Raw genomic sequence first — 20428 nt, 5'->3', positions numbered from 1 at the left:
TACGCCGGTACGGGGGCTCCTGACACCCCCGTACCGGCGTACACCCACACCTGCGAACCGCGTACGAAATATCAAACGCGTAACAGCAGCCCCGAAACCGCTGCTGATCGACTATCAACGCTGCTGAACAACCACCGAGGAGAACCGTGCCCGAGCCCACCGCCCCCCGCCGTCCCGGCGAAAGCGCCCTCGGCCCGCTCGGCTTCGGCGCACCCGCACCGGAACCGGCCGACGCCTCACCGCATTCCTTCCCGGACGGCGGTACCTGGCGCACCGAAGTCCCGTCCGTGGAAGGACCCGAGGCGCTCGCCGTGGTCCTCAAGGAGTCCTCCCGGCTCGATGTGCCGGTCCACCGCATCAGCCAGGGCAGCGGCATCTGGATGCTCACCGACGCCGAGATCACCGAGATGGTCGAGGCCTGCGCCGAACGGGACATCGAGCTGTGCCTGTTCACCGGGCCGCGCGGCACCTGGGACATCGGCGCCGCGACGCGTACCGACTCCGGTGGTGCCGGTCTGCGGGCGCGCGGCCACGACTCGTTGGCGGGCTGCGTCGAAGACGCGCTGCGCGCCACCGAGTTGGGCGTCAAGTGCCTGCTCGTCGCGGACGAGGGCGTGCTGTGGCTGCTGCACCAGCTGCGTGAGCAGGGTGTGCTGCCCGCCGACACCACCTTCAAGGTGTCGGCGCTGGTCGGGCCCGTGAACCCGGCGTCGTTCTCCGTGTGGGAGCAGTTGGGCGGCGACTCGATCAACATCCCTTCGGATCTCACCTTCCAGCACTTCACCGAGATCCGGCGGGTGAGCCGGGCACCGATGGACCTCTATGTCGAGGCTCCGGACGACCTGGGCGGCTATGTACGGATGTACGACGCAGCGGAGTTGATCCGGCGCGGCGCCCCGCTGTACCTGAAGTTCGGGCTCTCCAAGGCGCCCGGCATCTACCCGTATGGCGCCCATATGCGGGACACCGTGCTCGCGACCGCGCGTGAGCGGGTGCGACGCGGCCGCCTCGTTCTGGATCTTCTTGCCCGACACGGCGCCGACGGTGGCATGTCCCCGCTAGGCTCCCGACTGCCTGGGCAGCTCAAGCGATTCGCGATTCCCACATAACGTTCCGGCCAAACCCTCTTCACAGAAGAAGACATGGCCGCGCAGAATCCGACACGACCTGCACAGGACCTTCGCATCTCGCTCGTCGCAGGCACTCTCGCCAGACCGGGAACCACCCCACATCAAGGATGTTGATCATGCGCAATCGCAGAGCCGTCACCCTCGCCACCGCGGTCACCGCAGCCATGGCGCTCACCCTCACCGCCTGCGGTCAGAACAGCGCGGGCGGCAGCAAGGATGACAAGGGCAGCACCAAGGGCGCCACGATCGGCATCGCGATGCCGACCAAGTCCTCGGAGCGCTGGATCGCCGACGGCAACAACGTCGTCAAGAACCTCGAGGCCAAGGGGTACAAGACCAAGCTGGTCTACGGCGAGGACGACCCGGACACCCAGGTGTCGCAGATCGAGAACATGATCACCCAGGGCGTCAAGGGCCTGATCGTCGCGGCGATCGACAACAAGTCCCTGAACAACGTGCTGCAGGAGGCCGCCGACGCGAAGATCCCGGTCATCGCGTACGACCGCCTGATCCTCGGCACCAAGAACGTCGACTACTACGCCTCCTTCGACAACACGAAGGTCGGCGAGCTGCAGGCCGGCTACATCGTCGACAAGCTCGGCCTGAAGGACGGCAAGGGCCCGTTCAACATAGAGCTGTTCGCCGGTTCCAACGACGACAACAACACCAAGTACTTCTTCAACGGCGCGATGAGCGTGCTGAAGCCGTACATCGACAAGAAGAAGCTCGTCGTCCGCTCCGGCCAGACCGCGCTCACCCAGGTCACCACCCTGCGCTGGGACGGTGCCACCGCGCAGAAGCGTATGGAGGACGTCCTCACCTCCACGTACAAGAGCCAGCAGGTCGACGCGGTCCTGTCGCCGTACGACGGCATCTCCATCGGCATCCTCGCCGCGCTGAAGTCGGACGGCTACGGCTCCAAGAGCAAGCCGCTGCCGGTCATCACCGGTCAGGACGCCGAGCTCGCCTCCGTGAAGTCCATCATCGCGGGTGAGCAGACGCAGACCGTCTACAAGGACACCCGCAAGCTCGCCGATGTCGCCGCGACGATGGTCGACGACGTGCTCAAGGGCAAGAAGCCCGAGGTCAACGACACCAAGACGTACGACAACGGCTCCAAGGTCATCCCCGCCTACCTGCTGCAGCCGGTGAGCGTCGACAAGAGCAACTACAAGTCGGTGCTGGTCGACGGCGGCTACTACACGGAGAAGGAACTCCAGTAATCCGCCGGACTCCCTGACCCCACACTGATTGGAAGGCACGACCATGGCGGGACCCGTCCTGGAAATGCGCTCGATCGTCAAGACCTTTCCCGGCGTCAAGGCGCTGTCGGACGTCACGCTGACCGTCCGCCAGGGCGAGGTCCACGCCATTTGCGGTGAGAACGGCGCCGGCAAGTCGACTTTGATGAAGGTGCTCTCCGGCGTCCATTCGCACGGCACGTACGAGGGCGACATCCTCTTCGAGGGTGAGGTCTGCGAATTCAAGGACATCCGCGCGAGCGAGGAGCGCGGCATCGTCATCATCCACCAGGAACTGGCGCTGTCGCCGTACCTCTCGCTGGCGGAGAACATCTTCCTCGGCAACGAGCACGCCAAGGGCGGGTTCATCGACTGGAGGGAGACCCTGCGGCACGCCACTCAGCTGCTGCGCCGGGTCGGTCTCGACGACCACCCGGAGACCCGAGTCGCCGACATCGGCGTGGGCAAGCAGCAGCTGGTGGAGATCGCCAAGGCTCTGTCGAAGAAGGTGAAGCTCCTCATCCTCGACGAGCCGACGGCGGCGCTGAACGACGAGGACAGCGCCAAACTCCTCGATCTGATCCTGGAGTTGAAGAAGCAGGGCATCACCTCGATCATCATCTCCCACAAACTGAACGAGATCCGCAAGGTCGCCGACTCGGTGACGATCATTCGCGACGGGAAGTCCATCGAGACCCTCGACGTGAAGGCGCCGGAGACCACCGAGGACCGGATCATCTCCGGCATGGTCGGCCGCGACCTCGACCACCGCTTCCCCGAGCGCACCCCGCACGAGGCGGAGGAAGGCGCGGCCCCGGCCCTCGAGATCCGCAACTGGACCGTGCACCACCCGATCGACCAGCAGCGCAAGGTCGTCGACGACGTGTCGATCAACGTGCGCCGCGGGGAGATCGTCGGCATCGCGGGGCTCATGGGCGCCGGCCGCACGGAACTCGCGATGAGCGTCTTCGGCCGTACCTACGGGCGCTACGCGGGCGGCACGGTCCTCAAGGACGGCAAGGAGATCCGTACGAAGACCGTCACGGAGGCGGTCGAGCACGGCATCGCGTACGTCACCGAGGACCGCAAGCACTACGGCCTCAACCTCATCGACACCATCAACCGGAACATCTCGCTGACCGCCCTGAACAAGGTCGCGAAGCGGGGTGTGGTCGACGAACACGAGGAGCGGCAGGTCTCCGAGCGCTTCCGCAAGTCCATGAACATCAAGGCTCCGACCGTGTTCGAGCCGGTGGGCAAGCTCTCGGGCGGCAACCAGCAGAAGGTCGTACTCAGCAAGTGGATCTTCGCCGGTCCGGACGTGCTGATCCTGGACGAGCCCACGCGCGGCATCGACGTGGGCGCCAAGTACGAGATCTACACGGTCATCGACCAGCTGGCCGCCGAGGGCAAGGCGGTCGTCTTCATCTCCTCCGAGCTGCCGGAGCTGCTCGGCATGTGCGACCGCATCTACACGATGTCCGCCGGACAGCTGACCGGTGAGGTCCCGCGGGCCGAGGCCACGCAGGAAGTGCTGATGCGTCAGATGACGAAGGACAAAGAGGTAACGCGATGAGCACGGATGTAACCGCCAAGACCCCGGCCCCGGCGCCGCCGGGCGGCAGCGGCTCGGCCGCGGCCGTGAGTCCGTTCCAGCGGCTGCTGGACGGCCTGCGGAGCAACATGCGGCAGTACGGCGTGCTGATCGCGCTCGGCCTGATCGTCGTCCTCTTCGCGATCTGGACCAACGGCGACCTGCTGCTGCCGCGGAACGTCTCCAACCTGGTACTGCAGAACAGCTACATCCTGATCCTCGCGATCGGCATGATGCTGGTGATCATCGCCGGCCACATCGACCTGTCGGTCGGCTCGCTGACGGCGTTCGTGGGCGCGTTCGCGGCGGTGCTGACGGTGCAGCACGGTGTGGCGTGGCCCGTCGCCCTGGTGCTGTGCCTGGTGGTCGGCGCGGTGGCGGGATCCATACAAGGGTTCTTGATCGCATATCTCGGCATACCGTCGTTCATCGTCACCCTCGCCGGAATGCTGCTCTTCCGCGGACTGACGGAGATCCTGCTCAAGGGGCAGACCCTCGGCCCGTTCCCGAACGGACTGCAGGACATCGGCAACGGCTTCCTGCCCGAGGTCGGCCCGAACACCAACTACCACAACCTCACGCTGCTCCTCGGCTTCGTCCTGATCGCCTCCGTGGTGTGGCAGGAGGTGCGCGACCGGCGCCGGCAGCAGGAGTTCGCCCTCGACGTGCTGCCCGGGCGGCTGTTCGTGCTGAAGCTGGTCGCCCTGGTCGCCGCGATCCTCGTCGTGACGATGCTGCTCGCCAGCTACAAGGGCGCGCCGATCGTGCTCATCATCCTCGGTGTGCTGGTGGTCGGTTACGGCTACGTCATGCGCAACGCCGTCTTCGGCCGTCACATCTACGCGATCGGCGGCAACCTGCCCGCGGCGAAGCTGTCGGGCGTCAAGGACAAGAAGGTCACCTTCTACGTCTTCCTGAACATGGGTGTGCTCGCGGCCCTGGCGGGTCTGGTGGTCGCCGCCCGTCTGAACGCGGCGTCGCCGAAGGCCGGCCTGAACTTCGAACTCGAGGCGATCGCCTCGTCGTTCATCGGTGGCGCGTCCATGAGCGGCGGTGTCGGCACCGTCCTCGGTGCGATCGTCGGTGGTCTCGTGCTCGGCGTGCTGAACAACGGCATGAACCTCCTCAGCGTCGGAACCGACTGGCAGCAGGTCATCAAGGGCCTGGCCCTGCTCGCGGCGGTCGGCTTCGACGTGTGGAACAAGCGCAAGGGCGGTTCCTGAGTCCCAGGGCCGGTTCACACATCACTGATCGTCGCGGCGGCGGCAGCGTGATTCGCTGCCGCCGCCGCGGCGCGTACGGAACACGCAACGATGACAGGAGGCAACCGGTGAGCCCGGTGATCCCGGTGAAGGAACTCTTCGGCACACTCGCGGACGGCACCGAGGTCCACCGCTGGTCGCTCGGAAACGGCGGCACACGGATGAAGGTCCTGTCGTACGGCGGGGTCGTCCAGTCGCTGGAACTCCCCGACCGGCACGGCCGGTACGCGAACGTGTCGCTGGGCTTCGGGGGGCTCGAGGAGTACGTGGCGTCCAGCCCGTACTTCGGGGCGCTCATCGGACGCTTCGGCAACCGCATCGCCAAGGGCCGGTTCACACTGGACGGCGAGACCCACGAACTGCCCGTCAACGACGGCGAGAACTCCCTGCATGGCGGCGGGGACTTCGACAAGCAGGTGTGGCACGTCGAGCCGTTCACCTCGGGCTCCGATGCCGGGCTCGTCCTGACCCACACGAGCGCCGACGGCGAGATGGGCTTTCCCGGCACCCTCGCCTCGAAGATCACGTACACGCTCACCGCGGACGGCGACTGGCGCATCGACTACGAGGCGACCACGGACCGGACGACGGTCGTCAACCTCACCAGCCACGTCTACTGGAACCTGGCGGGCGAGGGCAGCGGCTCCGTCCACGACCACGAGCTGCAGATCGCCGCGTCCCGCTACACCCCGGTCGGCTCCGGCCTCATCCCGACCGGTGAGCTCGCGGAGGTGGCGGGCTCCCCGTTCGACTTCCGCAGCGCCAAGACGGTAGGTGTGGACCTCCGGGCGGCGCACCAGCAGCTGCTGTACGCGCAGGGCTTCGACCACAACCTCGTGCTGGACAAGGGCGTCACGGCCGAGCCCGAGCACTTCGCGACCCTGACGGACCCGTCCTCCGGCCGCACCCTGAAGATCGCCACGACCGAGCCGGGGGTGCAGTTCTACTCCGGCAACTTCCTGGACGGCACGCTCGTCGGCACGGGCGGCTCCGTCTACCGGCAGGGCGACGCCCTGTGCCTGGAGACCCAGCACTTCCCGGACTCCCCCAACCAGCCGTCGTTCCCGTCGACGGTGCTGCGGCCGGGCGAGACGTACCGGTCGACGACGGTGCACTCGTTCAGCGCGTAACCGTTGTGACGCCGTGAACGCAACTCGGCCGGGCGGCGCCCTCAGGACGCCGCCCGCCCGCTCAGCTCAGCTCACGCCAGCCGGATCACGTTCCACGACAGCGGCTCGAGGGTCGCCGTCAGGGTGCCGTCCTGAAGGGCCGTGCCCTCGACCGCGTGCGGGGTGACCCGCTCCGGGTCGTCGAGCGTGTTCTTCGCCTCCGGGTCGGCGTCGGCCACCGCGGTGTGCTCCACCACGGACGTCAGCTCGAGCCCGTTCAGGGCCACTTCGAGCGGCAGCGCGTCGGTCTGGCTGCGGTTGACGGCGAAGACCGTCACCGCGCCCGTCTCCGGGTCCCGGACGGCCGTCGCGTGCAGCAGCGACACCTCGCCGAACCTCTTCGTCTCGTACGTCGGCGAGTCCACGCGTACGTCGAGGACCTGCCCGCGCCCGTACCGGGACGCCTGCGAGAAGGGGAAGAACGTCGTCTGCTTCCAGGCCGGGCCGCCCGGCTCGGTCAGGATCGGCGCGATGACGTTGACGAGCTGGGCGAGGCAGGCGACCGTCACCCGGTCCGCGTGCCGCAGCAGCGCGATGAGCAGGGAGCCGAAGACGACGGCGTCCGTGACGGTGTAGTTGTCCTCCAGCAGGCGGGGGGCCTCCTGCCAGTCCTCCACCTGGTGCGGGTTCGGCCGGCTCTGGTACCAGACGTTCCACTCGTCGAAGGAGAGGTTGATCTTCTTCTTCGACTTCAGGCGGGCGCCGATGTGGTCGCAGGTGGCGACCACGTTCTCGATGAAGGACTCCATGTCGACGGCGGAGGCGAGGAACGAGTCCCGGTCGCCGCCGGTCTCCTCGTAGTAGGCGTGCAGCGAGATGTAGTCGACGAGGTCGTACGTCTCGGCGAGGACCGTCGCCTCCCACTCGGCGAAGGTCGGCATACCCTGGGCGGACGAACCGCACGCGACGAGCTCAAGCCCGGAGTCGATCTGGCGCATGGCGCGGGCGGTCTCGGCGGCGAGGCGGCCGTACTCCTCGGCCGTCTTGTGGCCCGTCTGCCAGGGGCCGTCCATCTCGTTGCCGAGGCACCACAGGCGGATGCCGAACGGGTCCTTGTCGCCGTGGGCGACGCGGAGGTCCGAAAGGGCCGTTCCGGCCGGATGGTTGGCGTACTCCTGCAGCTCCAGGGCCTCCGCCACGCCGCGCGTACCGAGGTTGATGGCCATCATCGGCTCGGCCTGCGGGCCGATCTTCTTCAGGAAGGCGATGTACTCGGAGAGGCCGAAGCGGTTCGTCTCCGTCGACTTCCACGCCAGGTCGAGGCGGCGCGGCCGCTCGTCGGCCGGGCCGACGGAGTCCTCCCACTTGTAGCCGGAGACGAAGTTGCCACCGGGGTAGCGGACGGCGGTGACGCCGAGTTCGCGGATCAGCTCCAGCACGTCCGTCCTGAGGCCCGCCTCGTCCGCCGAGGGGTGGCCCGGCTCGTAGATGCCGGTGTAGACGCAGCGGCCCAGGTGCTCGACGAACGAGCCGAAGAGCCGCGGGTTGACGTCGCCGATGGCGAAGGCGGGGTCCAGTGTGAAGCGGGCGGGTGTGGTCATTTCTCCCTCAATTAAGTTCGATATCACGTACATTGGCCGAGACATCGGACAGACGCTAAGGCGGGCGCGACCGCAGGTCAATGGGTCGCGCCCGCCTGGTGCGTCGGAATCGGCCCGGGGCTCAGTCCCAGGCCGCGACGGCCGGCCAGCCGTCCTTGCCCCAGCTCAGCGGGTTCAGGCCGAGCTTGGGTGTGCCGTTGTCATCCGCGTCGTAGTAGTGGTACGCGAGGATGTCGCGGCCCTTGTCGCGGAAGACGGACTCGCCTCCGGTGCCGATGAACCGGCCGTGCCCGGCGAGCAGCAGGTCGCCCCCGCCCTGAAGGAGCGGCGTGCCGTCGCTGTCCACGTACGGCCCGGTGACGGACTCCGACCGGCCCACCCGGATCTTGTAGGTGGAGTTCACGCCCGAGCAGCACGCGTCGTACGAGGCGAAGAGGTAGTAGTAGCGGCCGTGCTTGACGATGTACGGGCCCTCCACGGCGTACGGCGCGTCGGGGCGGGTCGCCAGGTGCTGGACGGTCGCGCCCGACACCGCCTTACCCGTCTCGGGGTCGAGCTCGACCATGCGGATGCCGGTCCAGTACGAGCCGAAGGTCATCCACAGCCTGTCGTCGGCCCTGATCACCGCCGGGTCGATGGCGTTCCAGCTGTCGGTCCGCTCGGAGCTGAAGGCCTTGCCGTGGTCGGTCCAGGTCCCGGGGAGGCCGCTCGGCGAGGTGGCGACGCCGATCGCGGAGTGGTTGGAGCCCCAGGACGAGACGGCGTAGTACAGCCAGTACTGCCCGTCGCGGTACGAGATGTCGGGCGCCCACGGGTCACCGGTGTCGTTGTACTCGTACCACCAGCTCGGGGGCTCGGCGAAGGCGTTGCCCGCGTCGTCCCAGTGCTTCATGTCCTTCGACAGGCGGGCGCCGATGATCCCGCCCGTCGAGTAGGCGGCGTACTGGCCGTTCTTGAGGTGGATGACGGTCGGGTCGTGGATGATCTCCTGGCCGGTGATCGGCAGGGGGTCGGGGTAGTCGGCCGCCTGAGCGGTGGAGGGCAGGAAGGCGAGGAAGGCCGCGGCGAGCACCGCCGCGAGTCTGAGACGCTTCAAGTGCGTAGCTCCTTACCGGGGTTACCGGTAGTTACTGGCCTGCGAGGCCGGTGTGTGCCACACCCGCCACGATCTGGCGCTGGAAGAAGACGAAGACGATGATCAGCGGAAGTCCGGCCATCAGGCCGCCGGCCATGAGCTGGGCCCACTGGATGCCGTAGGAGTTCATGACGGTCGCGATGCCGTTCGGCATGGTCATCAGGTCGGGGTTGTTGGTCACCATGTACGGCCACAGGAAGTTGTTCCAGGACGCGATGAAGGTGAAGATGCCGACCGCGGCGAGCGAGGGCCGGGCGAGCGGGACCACGATGGTGAAGAAGACCCGCCAGCGGCCGGCGCCGTCGATGAAGGCGGCCTCCTCCAGTTCGCGGGGGACGCCCTGGAAGAACTTGTAGAGGATGTAGACCATCGCGGCGGGCGCGCACTGCGGCAGGATCATGCCCCAGTAGGTGTCGACCATCCCCATCTGCTGGACCGTGGTGAACAGGGGGACGCCGAGGACGGCCGGGGAGATCATCAGGCCGCTCATCACGACGCCCATCAGGACGGCCTTGCCGCGGAACTCGGTACGGGCGAAGCCGTATCCGGCGAGCGCGCTCACGAACAGGACGATGGACGTCACACACACGGAGACGACCAGGGAGTTGACGAACCAGTTGGTGATGTTGCCGGTCTCGAAGAGGGCCTTCCACGCCTGGCCCGTCCAGACCTTCGGCAGCCAATGCGGCGGGATCTCGGCCGCCTCGGCCTCGGACTTGAGCGAGGTGAACAGGGCCGCGGCGATCGGCGCCACGAAGACGGCGGAGACGGCGACACCGATGAGCGTGAGGACGATCTGGCTGGGCGTCCAGGGCTTGCGGGACTTGGTGCGTACGGTCGTCACGGCGGTGGTCATCGGCCGCCCTCCTCACGGTTGCGCAGCAGCCACATCCGCGCCAGGGCGACGACTGCGATGATCACGAAGAAGATGATGGACATCGCGGAGGCGTAGCCCACGCGGTAGCTGGTGAAGCCCTGTTCGAGGGTGTACTGCACGAACGACCTGGTGCTGAGCTCCGGCCCCGGCCCGAAGTCCATCATCACGACGGCCTGGTCGAAGAGCTGCAGCGAGGCGAGGATCTGGAGCGCGATCACCAGCCCGGTGATGTTGCGCAGCATCGGCAGCGTGATGTGGACCATGCGGTGCCAGGCGTTCGCACCGTCCAGCTTGGCGGCCTCGTACAGATGGTCGGGAATGCCCTGGAGCGCGGCGAGGTAGAGCAGGAAGGAGAAGCCGACCGTCCACCACAGGGTCTCGATGACGATGGCGAGCATCGCGTACGACTTGTCGGTCAGCCAGGGCGTGTCGATCCCGAGGACATGGTTGAACAGGCCGATGCCCTGGGTGAACAGCCACTGGAACAGGTTGCCCGCGACGGTCGACGGCAGCAGGAACGGTACGAAGAAGCACAGCCGCCACAGCCACTTACCGCGCTCGATGTTGTGCGCGAGCATCGCGAGCAGGAAGGCCAGCACGGTGATGCACGGCACGACGAGCAGCGTGAAGTACGCGCTGTGGCCGAGCGCGTCCCACATCATCGAGTCGTGCAGGGCCTCGCGGTAGTTGTCGAGGCCGACGAAGCTCGCGCCGGCGCCGGAGATGTTGGCATCGGTGAAGCTGAGGTAGATGCCGCGCACCAGCGGCCAGATCACGAACAGCACGAAGAGCACCAGGAACGGGGCGACGAACCAGCCCCCGTGCTGGAAGCCCTGGTTGCGGCGGACGGTCGTAGTCGCGGTCGCGGTCTTGGCGCGCGCCGGTGCGACGACGGTCTGAGCACTGGTCGTCATGCGACCGCACCTCCCTGCGCGGCGGTCCTGCCGTCCATCGGGTTCTTCGAGGCGAGGAGCTTGGTGAGATGGTTCTTCATCGTCTGCGCGACCGCGGCCGGCTTGGCGGAGCCCATCGTCGAGGAGACGACGACCGGGCCGAGGTCCTGGGCGAGGACGCCGGTGGAGCCCGCGAACCACACCTTCGGCTCGTTGGCCTGGTGGTCCATGGCGCTCACGTACTCGTTCTGCGGTTCGAGCTTCTGGTACGCGGGGGTGGACAGGGTCGGCGTGTACGCGGGGATGTGACCGCCGGCCGCCCACTGCAGGGCGTGCTTGACGACGTAGGCGGCGAGCTTGTGCGCGCCCTCGTTGGTGGCGCCGCCGCGGCCCGCCTGGTGCGGCAGGACGAAGGCGTGCGACTCGGCGTGGGTGGCCTGCTTGCCGAAGACGGGCGGCAGCGGGGTCGCGCCGTAGTCGAGCTTGGCGCCGGAGAAGACCGGCACGGACCAGTTGCCCTCCCAGGTGAAGGGGGCGCCGTTGATGAACTGCTCGCCGGTGGGAGCACCGGGGATGACGTAGCCGTCGGTGACGTGCTGCCGGAAGAACTCCAGGACCTGGGTGGCCTTGTCGACGTCGAAGAGGACCTCGGTGCGGGCGTCGTTGAACCACTCGCCGCCGAGCTGGGTGTAGAAGGCGACGAAGAACCACCACTGGAAGTTCTGGTCGTTGGTCCACAGGCCGATGGTCTGCAGACCCTTCTTCGTGACCTTCTTGGCCTTCTTCAGGACGTCGAACCACTCCCCGGTGGACGTGACCGGCAGGATCCTGCCGTCGTCGCCGAGCAGATCCGCCTTCTTCAGCACATCCTTGCGGTAGAAGCAGAGCTGGACGTGGATGTCGAGCGGCAGGGCATAGAGCTTGCCGTCGATGACGCCACGGTTCCACAGCGCGGGGTTGAAGTCCTCCTGCCGCACGCCGTACTTGGCGAGCAGCCCGACGTCCCAGGGGTCCAGCAGGCGGCCGGGCGAGAACCCGGTGACCCGGCCCATGTGCATGACGCCGAGCTCGGGGGCGCGGTTGCCCGCGGCCGCCATGGCGAGCTTGGTGTAGAAGGGGTTGCCCCACTGAAGGGTGGAGTCCTTCACGTCGATGGCGGGGTTCGCCTTACGGAAGGCGTCCAGCATCGCAATCATGTTGTAGCCGTCGCCGCCGCTGAAGAGGTTCCAGTAGCGGACCCGGGTGCTCGCACTCGATGCGAGCGCGTCCGCGCCGGTGCCGCCCGCAGCGAAGGCGAAACTCCCAGCCACGCCCAACCCGCCGAGGCTGGCCAGGAGTTGCCTACGGCTCAGGGAAGGTCGTCCCATACCCCACCCTTACTGTTCGATATTCCGAATAACGCCCGTAACTTCGAACCCGGACCGTAGAGTCGAACAGATTTCGCGTCAATGGGTTGTGCACGAATTCCCGGCAACTTCGAACGCCGCCGGGATCAGAGTGGTTTGAGACATCGTCAGGTGACTGAAAAGAGAGGCCCTCACCGGCATGTCGCCGGCGAGGGCCTTGCTGTGGAGGAACCGATCGTCAGCCCGCGAAGGCAGGCTGGGCCAGCCCCTGCCCCGCCCCCGGCACCACCAGCAGCGACCCGGACAGCGGATGCGGCGCCTCAAGCCCCACACGGGCGGTGCTGATGTACAGGTCGGCCAGGTCGGCGCCGCCGAACGCACACGCCGTGGGGCGGCGCACGGGCAGTTCGACGACGCGGTCCAGCTCGCCGCCGGGGGTGTAGCGGCGGATCGCCCCGCCGTCCCACAGCGCGACCCAGACGCATCCCTCCGCGTCGACGGTCAGCCCGTCCGGGAACCCGGCGCCGTCCTCGATGACGGCCAACGGGCGCCGGTTCACTACGCGTTCGGCGTCCTCGACGTCGAAGACGTCGATCCGCCGCGTCGGCGAGTCGACGTAGTACATCAGCCGCCCGTCGGGGCTCCATCCCGTGCCGTTGCTGACGGCGACGTCGTCGAGGACGACCTGCGTGGAGCCGTCGCCGGTGAGTCGCGTCAGCGTGCCGCCGCCCGGCGCCTCGTCGTAGCGCATGGTCCCGGCCCAGAGGGAGCCGTCGGATGCGACGGCCGCGTCGTTGGCGCGGCGGCCGGGGACGGGGTCGTGGTGCAGCCAGCGGAAGTCGCCGCCGTCCGGGCCGTAGAGCCCGACACCGTCCCGCAGGTTCACGACGAGGCCGCCGCCCGCGCGGGGCTTCGCGGCACCCACGTGCTGCTCGGTGACCATGACCGTCCGGCGGCCGTCGGCCGGGTCGTACGTGTGCACACGCGACTGCAGGATGTCTATCCAGATCAGCCGCCCGGCGTCGGCGTCCCACGTGGGACCCTCGCCCAGCTCGGCATACTCGCGCACCGCGAGTTCGACGCTCATCACACCCCCCGGTAACCGAGACGCTCGGACAGGTCTGCCGCACCCTTGGCGGCGAGCTGCTCCAGCTCGCCCTGGCGGTCGTCGCTCCAGCGGATCATCGGTACGGAGATCGAGAGCGCGGCCACGACACGCCCCGTCCGGTCGCGCACCGGTGCCGCGACACAGCTCACGTCCGGGTTCGACTCGCGGCTCTCGACGGCCACCCCGCGCCCGCGGATCACGGCCAGGGCCTCGCGCAGCGCGGCCGGGTCGGTGATGCTGTTGGGGGTCATCGCGACGAGATCCGCGTCTTCCGGCACCCGGGAGTCGAGCTCGCCGTCCGGGAGGGAGGCCAGCAGCATCTTGCCGACGGACGTGCAGTGCGCGGGCAGCCGACGGCCCGCGGCGGACACCATGCGCACGGCGTGCGTGGAGTCCACCTTGGCGATGTAGATGACGTCGGTGCCCTCGAGGATCGCGACGTGCACCGTCTCGTCGCAGGTCTCGGCGACGGTACGGGCGACCTGCTGGCCCTCGGCCGCGAGGTCGAGCTGCTCGGCGTACCGGCTGCCGAGCTGGTACGGGCGCACACCGAGCCGGTAGCGGCCGGGCTGGCCCTGCACCGGGACGATGTACGAACGGGCGGCGAGCGTGGTGACCAGCTCGTGCACCGTCGTGCGGGGCAGCTGTAGCTTACGGACGATGTCCGGCGCGGACAGGGTGCCGTCACCGTCCAGGAAGAGCTCGAGTATGTCGAGCGCCCGGGTCACGGCGGGTACAAGTCGGCCCACGGACCCCTCCCTCTATGTTCGAAATTTCAACGGTTGACCGGAATAACGAACACAGGTTATGCGGAGCGCTCTTGGCAGGGCAATGGGCGCGCGGCAGGGTGTCGCTCCCCCGCGCCGGGCCCAAGGAGCCTTCCCGTGCGCAACGATAGGCGGCATGCCGCCGTTCACGCCCCGGGACTTCCAGCTGGTGCTGCTGCGCCGCATGGCGGACCACAATCCGGATCTCGTGGAGGACGCCCGGCGTGAGCTGGGCGTCTCGCTCGCCGACATGCGCGAGGCCAACCGCCGCTGGCAGGCGATGGCCCGCTCCCCACGCGCGCGTGGCGCGGCATCCCGGTACCGCTCGGTCCTCGGCACCCCCGAGTCGACCGCCGTCCGGAAGATCGGCGACCTCGAATGCGAGGCCCTGCTGTGGCCGGTCCCCCTCTGGCCCGGCCTCCGCTTCGAGGTGCTGCTCGCCCCGAACGGCGCGGTGTGGAACGAGTGGCTGATCCGGGCACCCGGCGCCCCCGGCCCCGCCCTGCGTACGATCGCGGACCTCCGCCCGTGGTCCTGCACGGTCGACGAGGCGGCCCGGGCCTTCGCACCCGCCCGGCCGCTGGAGGGCACGGCCCCCACCCGCTGGCGCCTCGCGTTCACGGCGCCGGACAGCGACGGCGCGCGGCGCCAGGTCGTCGCGGAGTTCACCTGGGGGCTGCTGCAGCGGCTGACGTCGGTGGAGTGAGGCGGATGGGCGGGGAGCCGCCCGGTGAGCGTTCCCGACTACCTCATCGACGCCTCAGCCCTCGCTCGGGTCATACTGCGTCAGGCGACCGAGGGTGGGGAAGGGCGCATCGGCGCGGGGCTGGTCGCTCTGTGCGACATCACGGAACTCGAGGTGCTGTACTCCGCCCGCTCCATCGAAGACCGCTCACTGCCAAGGGCGAGCACCGCAGCGCGGGAGCCGTTGACCTCCTGGTCGCGGCGGTCGCCGAAGAGGCCGACCTCACCCTTCTCCACGACGACCACGACTTCGAGACGATCGCCCGCACCACGGGCCAGCGGGTCCGCATGATCGACCTCAAGGGATAGGACGCGGGAGAGGCCCCAGGACCAGTTCCGCAGCACCAGGCGTGCACGGGTACGCCACCGTCAGTCGACCGGCTCGCGTTCGTCGTCGGGGTTCCAGTCCAGCAGCCGCACCTTCGCGACCGTGCGCACATGGCGGCGCATCGCCGCGGCCGCCCGCTTGGGCTCCTGGGCCTCGATCGCGCTGAGGATCGCACGGTGCTGGGTCAGGGACCGGGTGGGGCGGCCCGGCTGGCGGAGCGACTCATTGCGGCTCTCCGTGATCTGGTCGGCGATGGAGCGCATGAACTCCGCGAGCAGGCTGCTGTGCGCCGCGGCCGTCACGGCCGCGTGGAACAGGCGGTCGCCCTCCACTCCGGGTGCGCCCTCGGCGATCTCGTCGGCCATATGGGAGAGCGCGAGGCGCAGGGCGGCGAGATCCTCGTCCGTACGGCGCTCCGCGGCGAGTTCGGCGAGCTTGGTCTCGAGCGCCTCACGTGCTTCGAGTACGTCGGGGAGGCGCCGGCGCCGTTCGACCAGGTGCTCCACGGGCTCCGCGTCGAGGCTGTCCCGCACCAGGTACGTACCACCGCCGTGGCGGACCTCCACCAGTCCCTGGACCTCGAGGACCACGATCGCCTGCTTCACGGAGGCACGGCTGACCCCCAGGCGCTGGGCAAGATCGCGTTCGGGCGGCAGGCGGTCGCCGGCCTGCAGGCCGGCTTCGGCCGCGTAACGGCGCAGCCGCTCGAGAACCTGCTCGTACAGGCGCGGTTTGGCCATCGGGCGCAGTGCGTCGGTCATGTGTTCCCCCTCGCGTGGTCCCGCCCGTCGGGAGCGTAACACCGGGTTACGGGCGAGCGGCCCGGTGGCCGAGTGGTTCGGTGGCCAAGTGGCTCAGCCAATTCTGTCCTAACCCTTGACGCTGCCTCCGGCCACCACCCAATGTGGTCCGGCCGCTTCGCTGAATGGCCCAGTGGCTCAGCCACTTGGCCGCCAACAAGGGACCCAGGGACGGGAGCCCGCATGTCCGCCGAACTGATATCGATCCTCGTGCTCGTCGTGGTGTTCGTCATCGCCACCACCCGCTCCATCAATATGGGGGCGCTCGCCTTCGCCGCCGCGTTCGCGGTCGGTGAGCTGGTCGCCGGCCTCGACGCCGACGGCATCTTCGCCGGCTTCCCCGGAGACCTCTTCGTCGTCCTCGTCGGCGTCACGTATCTCTTCGCGATCGCCCGCGCCAACGGCACCACCGACTGGCTGGTGCACGCAGCGATCCGGCTGGTGCGCGGCCGCGTGGCGCTGATCCCCTGGGTGATGTTCACCCTCACCGGTGCGCTGACGGCGATCGGCGCGGTCAGTCCGGCCGCCGTCGCCATCGTCGCGCCGATCGCCCTGAGCTTCGCCGCCCGCTACTCGATCAGCCCGCTGCTGATGGGTGCGATGGTGGTGCACGGCGCACAGGCCGGCGGTTTCTCCCCGATCAGCATCTACGGTTCGATCGTCAACGGCATCGTCGAGCGCGAGAAGCTTCCGGGCAGCGAGATCACGCTCTTTCTGGCCTCCCTCGTGGTCAATCTCGTCATCGCGGCCGTCGTGTTCGTCCTCTTCGGCGGGCTCAAGCTCTGGGCGAAGGGTGATGTGACGGCCGCCGGAGCCGCCACGGCCACCGGGACCGGCACCAGCACCAGCACCAGCACCAGCAGCGGTGCGGACGAGGACGAGGGGACCGACACGCGGCTGACCCCCGCCCGCGGTGCGACCCTGGCCGCCCTGGTCGCGCTCGTCGTCGCGGTCCTCGCCTTCGACCTCGACGCCGGTCTGACGGCGATCACCCTCGCCGTACTGCTCAGCGCCTGCTGGCCGGCGGACAGCAGGACCGCCGTGGGGCAGATCGCCTGGCCGACGGTGCTGCTGATCTGCGGTGTCCTCACCTATGTGGGCGTCCTGGACAAGATGGGCACCATCACCTGGGCCGGCGAGGGCGTCAGCGACATCGGCGTCCCGCTGCTGGCGGCGGTCCTGCTCTGCTACATCGGCGCGATCGTCTCGGCGTTCGCCTCGTCCGTCGGGATCATGGGCGCGCTGATCCCGCTCGCTGTGCCGTTCCTCGCGCAGGGCGAGATCGGCGCGGTCGGCATGGTGGCGGCGCTCGCGGTGTCGGCGACAGTGGTGGACGTGAGCCCGTTCTCGACGAACGGTGCGCTGGTCCTGGCAGCCGCGCCGGACGTCGACCGCGAGCGTTTCTTCCGGCAGTTGATGATCTATGGGGGAATCGTGGTGACCGTGGTACCCGCCGTGGTGTGGCTGACGATGGTCGTGCCAGGGCTCGGGTGACCTACGGCACGGCGCAAGCCCGCCGCGACGCGGAACATGACGGGTACCGACAGCAACATCAACAACGACACCGACCAACGAGGAGTACGACGCGTGTCCTCTCTCTTTCCGGCCATGACCGCAGGTCCGGGCGGCCGCGCGGACCGGCCCGCCCTGCGCTTCGGCGACCGCGCCCTGACGTACGGCGAACTCGCCGCCGTGACCGGATCGCTCGCCGAGCGCGTCCGCGGAGCGGGCCGGGTCGCGGTCTGGGCCACGCCCGCCCTCGAGACGGCGGTCGGTGTGGTGGCCGCGCTGGAGGCCGGAGTGGCGGCCGTGCCGCTCAACCCGAAGTCGGGTGAGAAGGAGCTCGCGCACATCGTGGCGGACAGTGCGCCGTCGCTGGTGCTCGCGGCGCCCGGCGAAGAGCTCCCTCCGGCGCTCGCAGCGCTGACCCGTATCGATGTGGACGTCGACGTACCAGCGGCGGGGGCAGCGACGCCTCGCTCCTCGGACGACACCGACGACGCGGCCCCCGCCTTCGTCGTCTACACCTCCGGCACGACCGGCCCGCCCAAGGGCGCCGTGCTCCCCCGCCGCGCGGTCGCCGCGACGCTGGACGCGCTGGAGGACGCCTGGCAGTGGACCGGCGAGGACGTGCTGGTGCACGGGCTGCCGCTGTTCCATGTGCACGGGCTGATCCTCGGCATCCTCGGCCCGCTGCGGCGGGGCGGCTCGGTGCGGCATCTCGGCCGGTTCAGCACGGAGGGCGTGGCGCGGGAGCTGAACTCCGGCGCCACGATGCTCTTCGGCGTACCGACCATGTACCACCGCATCGCCGAGGCGCTGCCCGACGAGCCCGAACTGGCCAAGGGGCTCGCCCAGGCCCGGCTGCTCGTGTCGGGCTCGGCCGCGCTCCCGGTGCACGACCACGAGCGGATCGCGGCCGCGACGGGCCGCCGCGTCATCGAGCGGTACGGCATGACGGAGACCCTGATGAACACGAGCGTCCGCGCGGACGGCGAGCCGCGCGCGGGCGCGGTCGGCGTGCCCCTGCCGGGCGTCGAGCTGCGGCTCGTCGACGAGGCCGGGGCGGCCGTCGAGGAGTACGACGGGGAGACGGTCGGCGAGATCCAGGTGCGCGGGCCGAACCTGTTCACGGAGTATCTGAACCGGCCGGACGCGACGGCGGCCGCCTTCGCGGAGGGCGGCTGGTTCCGCACCGGGGACATGGCGGTGCGGGACCCCGACGGATACGTACGCATCGTCGGCCGCAAGGCCACCGACCTCATCAAGAGCGGCGGCTACAAGATCGGTGCGGGCGAGATCGAGAACGCACTGCTCGAGCACCCCGGAGTGCGGGAGGCCGCGGTGACCGGAGAACCGGACGACGACCTGGGCGAGCGGATCGTGGCGTGGATCGTCCCCGCCACGCCCGAAGCGCCGCCGTCCGCCGACGAGTTGGCCGACCATGTCGCCCGCCGCCTCGCCCCGCACAAGCGGCCGCGCACCGTGCGCTACCTGGACGCACTCCCGCGCAACGACATGGGCAAGATCATGAAACGGGCACTCCATGACTGACGACGACAGCACCAGGCCCGAGGGCGGAAGGTCCGAAACCGGCCCCACCCGCCTCACCGCCCGCGAGGCCATAGCGCTCCTCACGGACGACTTCAGCGAACTGCCCTCCCCCTCGGCCGAGTACGCCCCCGACGGCCCCCTCGCCTGGCCGGGCTACGACGACTCGCGCGCCCGTGCCGCGGCCCGTACCGGCGAGCAGGAGTCGGTGGTCTGCGGCACGGCCACCGTGGGCGGCACGGGCGGCACCCGCGCCGTCCTGGTCTCGTTCGAGTTCGGCTACCTCGGCGGTTCGCTCGGCGAGCGGACCGGCGACCGCCTCGAAGCGGCGTACACGTGCGCGCGTGAACAGCGCCTCCCCGTCGTCTCCCTCGTCGCGACGGGCGGCAGCCGTATGCAGGAGGGCATGCGCGCCCTGGCCCAGCTCCAGCGGGTCGCCCGGCAGTCGGTCCTCACCCGCGATGCGGGCCTGCCGCAGATCGCCGTCGTCCGCGACCCGACGACGGGCGGCGGCTGGGCCACGCTCGGGGCGGGCGCCGACGTGACCCTGGCGCTCCCGGGCGCCCAGGTGGGCTTCGCCGGCTCACGCGTTCGCCCGCCGGACGCGGCCCCGTACGCGTACACGGCCGAGGCGCAACGGGAGGCGGGCGCGATCGACGCGGTCGTGGCCCCGGACCGGCTCCGTGCCGAGGTCTCCCTCTGGCTGGAGCTGCTGACGAGGGTGGCCCCGGCGACCAGACGGATGGCCCCTCCCCCACCGCACGCCCTCGCCGCGACGCCGCTCCCCCGCACGGGCTGGGACGCCGTCCTGCAGGCCCGGGCCCTTGAGCGTCCACGCGCCGAGGCGTACCTCGACGCGTACTTCACCCGCCGGGCCGCCATCAGCGGCGACCGCTGCGGCGGCGTCGACCCCGGCATGCTCTGCGGCTTCGGGGAGCACCGCGGGCGGACCGTCGCGTACGCCGCTCAGTGCGGCACGGCGACCCGGCCCGCCGGGTACCGGACGGCGGCCCGGCTGGTCCGGCTGGCCGGGCGGCTGGGGATCCCGGTGCTGACACTGGTGGACACGCCGGGCGCCGCCAACGACGCGGCGGCCGAGCGGGCCGCGGCCGGAGCCGCCATAGCGGACGTGTTCGCGGCCGTCGCCGCGTCCCCCGTGCCGATCACCAGCCTCGTCATCGGCGAGGGAGGCTCGGGCGGCGCGCTGGCCCTGGCGGCGCCGGGCAACACCTGGGCCACTCCGGACAGTTACTTCTCTGTCATCGCCCCCGAGCTCGCGGCCGCCATACTCAAGCGCCCGCAGGACGAGGTCCGCTCCACGGCCGACGGGCTCCGCCTGCGCCCCCAGGACCTGGTGGAACTAGGCGTCGTACGCGGCATCGTGCAGCCGGACCCGGAAGAGGAAACCTAGGCGCGGTGCCGCCCTCCTCCGCGTCCCGCAA

The 20428-nt window shown here is 69.4% G+C and carries 17 protein-coding genes and 1 pseudogene; 10 read left to right on the top strand and 8 right to left on the bottom strand.

Going from position 1 to position 20428, the window contains the following annotated elements; genetic code table 11:
* The first annotated feature begins 146 nt into the window (after nt 1-146).
* From ACWD4J_RS00195 to ACWD4J_RS00175, 5 genes are all read left to right on the top strand, one after another.
* Complete coding sequence (locus ACWD4J_RS00195) at nt 147-1109, top strand: hypothetical protein (RefSeq protein WP_451392983.1); 963 nt, start codon at nt 147-149, stop codon at nt 1107-1109.
* Between the two features lie 137 nt (nt 1110-1246).
* Nucleotides 1247-2353 carry a multiple monosaccharide ABC transporter substrate-binding protein gene (gene chvE, locus ACWD4J_RS00190; RefSeq protein ID WP_451392982.1) on the top strand — a complete coding sequence of 369 codons (1107 nt, stop codon included), beginning with the start codon at nt 1247-1249 and terminating at the stop codon, nt 2351-2353.
* A gap of 43 nt (nt 2354-2396) precedes the next feature.
* Complete coding sequence (gene mmsA, locus ACWD4J_RS00185; RefSeq protein ID WP_451392981.1) at nt 2397-3947, top strand: multiple monosaccharide ABC transporter ATP-binding protein; 1551 nt, start codon at nt 2397-2399, stop codon at nt 3945-3947.
* The gene (mmsB, locus tag ACWD4J_RS00180; RefSeq protein ID WP_451392980.1) at nt 3944-5188 is read left to right on the top strand and encodes a multiple monosaccharide ABC transporter permease; all 1245 of its coding nucleotides are present in this window, start codon (nt 3944-3946) and stop codon (nt 5186-5188) included. Before mmsA ends, mmsB begins: the two co-directional genes overlap by 4 nt.
* Before the next feature lie 107 nt (nt 5189-5295).
* Nucleotides 5296-6357 (top strand): aldose epimerase family protein, encoded by a 1062-nt coding sequence (locus ACWD4J_RS00175; RefSeq protein WP_451392979.1) that lies wholly within the window; start codon nt 5296-5298, stop codon nt 6355-6357.
* 71 nt (nt 6358-6428) lie between these two features.
* Here ACWD4J_RS00175 and arfA read toward each other — a convergent pair whose 3' ends face one another.
* The 7 genes from arfA to ACWD4J_RS00140 all read right to left on the bottom strand — a co-directional run bounded on the left by arfA (nt 6429) and on the right by ACWD4J_RS00140 (nt 14045).
* On the bottom strand, nt 6429-7937 hold the full coding sequence (gene arfA, locus ACWD4J_RS00170; protein WP_451392978.1) for an arabinosylfuranosidase ArfA: 1509 nt from the start codon (nt 7935-7937) through the stop codon (nt 6429-6431).
* A gap of 121 nt (nt 7938-8058) precedes the next feature.
* Complete coding sequence (locus ACWD4J_RS00165) at nt 8059-9033, bottom strand: arabinan endo-1,5-alpha-L-arabinosidase (protein WP_451392977.1); 975 nt, start codon at nt 9031-9033, stop codon at nt 8059-8061.
* Between the two features lie 31 nt (nt 9034-9064).
* Nucleotides 9065-9928 (bottom strand): carbohydrate ABC transporter permease, encoded by an 864-nt coding sequence (locus ACWD4J_RS00160; RefSeq protein ID WP_451392976.1) that lies wholly within the window; start codon nt 9926-9928, stop codon nt 9065-9067.
* Nucleotides 9925-10863, bottom strand: a complete 939-nt coding sequence (locus tag ACWD4J_RS00155; RefSeq protein ID WP_451392975.1) for a carbohydrate ABC transporter permease — start codon at nt 10861-10863, stop codon at nt 9925-9927. Before ACWD4J_RS00155 ends, ACWD4J_RS00160 begins: the two co-directional genes overlap by 4 nt.
* Complete coding sequence (locus tag ACWD4J_RS00150) at nt 10860-12209, bottom strand: extracellular solute-binding protein (protein WP_451392974.1); 1350 nt, start codon at nt 12207-12209, stop codon at nt 10860-10862. The genes ACWD4J_RS00155 and ACWD4J_RS00150 overlap by 4 nt, the downstream gene beginning before the upstream one ends.
* A 217-nt stretch (nt 12210-12426) precedes the next feature.
* A complete protein-coding gene (locus tag ACWD4J_RS00145; RefSeq protein WP_451392973.1) occupies nt 12427-13275 on the bottom strand; it encodes an SMP-30/gluconolactonase/LRE family protein in 849 nt (282 codons plus the stop codon).
* Nucleotides 13275-14045 (bottom strand): IclR family transcriptional regulator, encoded by a 771-nt coding sequence (locus ACWD4J_RS00140; RefSeq protein WP_451392972.1) that lies wholly within the window; start codon nt 14043-14045, stop codon nt 13275-13277. Before ACWD4J_RS00140 ends, ACWD4J_RS00145 begins: the two co-directional genes overlap by 1 nt.
* 154 nt (nt 14046-14199) lie before the next feature.
* On the opposite strand from ACWD4J_RS00140, the gene ACWD4J_RS00135 reads away from it, so the two are divergent.
* Nucleotides 14200-14769: a hypothetical protein gene (locus tag ACWD4J_RS00135; protein WP_451392971.1), complete on the top strand. Its 570-nt coding sequence runs from the start codon at nt 14200-14202 to the stop codon at nt 14767-14769.
* A 24-nt stretch (nt 14770-14793) separates the two neighbouring features.
* Nucleotides 14794-15116: pseudogene (locus ACWD4J_RS00130) on the top strand (PIN domain nuclease).
* Between the two features lie 60 nt (nt 15117-15176).
* Here the strand turns inward: ACWD4J_RS00130 and ACWD4J_RS00125 are convergent.
* Entirely contained in the window at nt 15177-15896 is a 720-nt protein-coding gene (locus ACWD4J_RS00125) for a FadR/GntR family transcriptional regulator (protein WP_451392970.1), read from the bottom strand.
* Nucleotides 15897-16118: 222 nt separating this feature from the next.
* On the opposite strand from ACWD4J_RS00125, the gene ACWD4J_RS00120 reads away from it, so the two are divergent.
* The 3 genes from ACWD4J_RS00120 to ACWD4J_RS00110 all read left to right on the top strand — a co-directional run bounded on the left by ACWD4J_RS00120 (nt 16119) and on the right by ACWD4J_RS00110 (nt 20397).
* On the top strand, nt 16119-17429 hold the full coding sequence (locus ACWD4J_RS00120) for an SLC13 family permease (protein WP_451392969.1): 1311 nt from the start codon (nt 16119-16121) through the stop codon (nt 17427-17429).
* Between the two features lie 93 nt (nt 17430-17522).
* Nucleotides 17523-18989 (top strand): acyl-CoA synthetase, encoded by a 1467-nt coding sequence (locus ACWD4J_RS00115; protein ID WP_451392968.1) that lies wholly within the window; start codon nt 17523-17525, stop codon nt 18987-18989.
* Nucleotides 18982-20397: a carboxyl transferase domain-containing protein gene (locus ACWD4J_RS00110; RefSeq protein WP_451392967.1), complete on the top strand. Its 1416-nt coding sequence runs from the start codon at nt 18982-18984 to the stop codon at nt 20395-20397. Before ACWD4J_RS00115 ends, ACWD4J_RS00110 begins: the two co-directional genes overlap by 8 nt.
* Nucleotides 20398-20428: the final 31 nt, after the last annotated feature.

Source organism: Streptomyces sp. NPDC002577 (assembly GCF_053594815.1).
Note: the sequence above shows the minus strand (reverse complement) of the source record. Positions and strands in the feature narration are given on the sequence as shown.

Excerpts from the sequence above, each read along its gene's own strand:
- arfA (WP_451392978.1), bottom strand. The coding sequence starts at position 7,937 with ATGACCACACCCGCCCGCTTCACACTGGACCCCGCCTTCGCCATCGGC.
- ACWD4J_RS00110 (WP_451392967.1), top strand. The coding sequence starts at position 18,982 with ATGACTGACGACGACAGCACCAGGCCCGAGGGCGGAAGGTCCGAAACC.
- mmsA (WP_451392981.1), top strand. The coding sequence starts at position 2,397 with ATGGCGGGACCCGTCCTGGAAATGCGCTCGATCGTCAAGACCTTTCCC.
- ACWD4J_RS00120 (WP_451392969.1), top strand. The coding sequence starts at position 16,119 with ATGTCCGCCGAACTGATATCGATCCTCGTGCTCGTCGTGGTGTTCGTC.
- ACWD4J_RS00125 (WP_451392970.1), bottom strand. The coding sequence starts at position 15,896 with ATGACCGACGCACTGCGCCCGATGGCCAAACCGCGCCTGTACGAGCAG.
- ACWD4J_RS00150 (WP_451392974.1), bottom strand. The coding sequence starts at position 12,209 with ATGGGACGACCTTCCCTGAGCCGTAGGCAACTCCTGGCCAGCCTCGGC.
- mmsB (WP_451392980.1), top strand. The coding sequence starts at position 3,944 with ATGAGCACGGATGTAACCGCCAAGACCCCGGCCCCGGCGCCGCCGGGC.
- chvE (WP_451392982.1), top strand. The coding sequence starts at position 1,247 with ATGCGCAATCGCAGAGCCGTCACCCTCGCCACCGCGGTCACCGCAGCC.
- ACWD4J_RS00135 (WP_451392971.1), top strand. The coding sequence starts at position 14,200 with ATGCCGCCGTTCACGCCCCGGGACTTCCAGCTGGTGCTGCTGCGCCGC.
- ACWD4J_RS00160 (WP_451392976.1), bottom strand. The coding sequence starts at position 9,928 with ATGACCACCGCCGTGACGACCGTACGCACCAAGTCCCGCAAGCCCTGG.
- ACWD4J_RS00155 (WP_451392975.1), bottom strand. The coding sequence starts at position 10,863 with ATGACGACCAGTGCTCAGACCGTCGTCGCACCGGCGCGCGCCAAGACC.
- ACWD4J_RS00145 (WP_451392973.1), bottom strand. The coding sequence starts at position 13,275 with ATGAGCGTCGAACTCGCGGTGCGCGAGTATGCCGAGCTGGGCGAGGGT.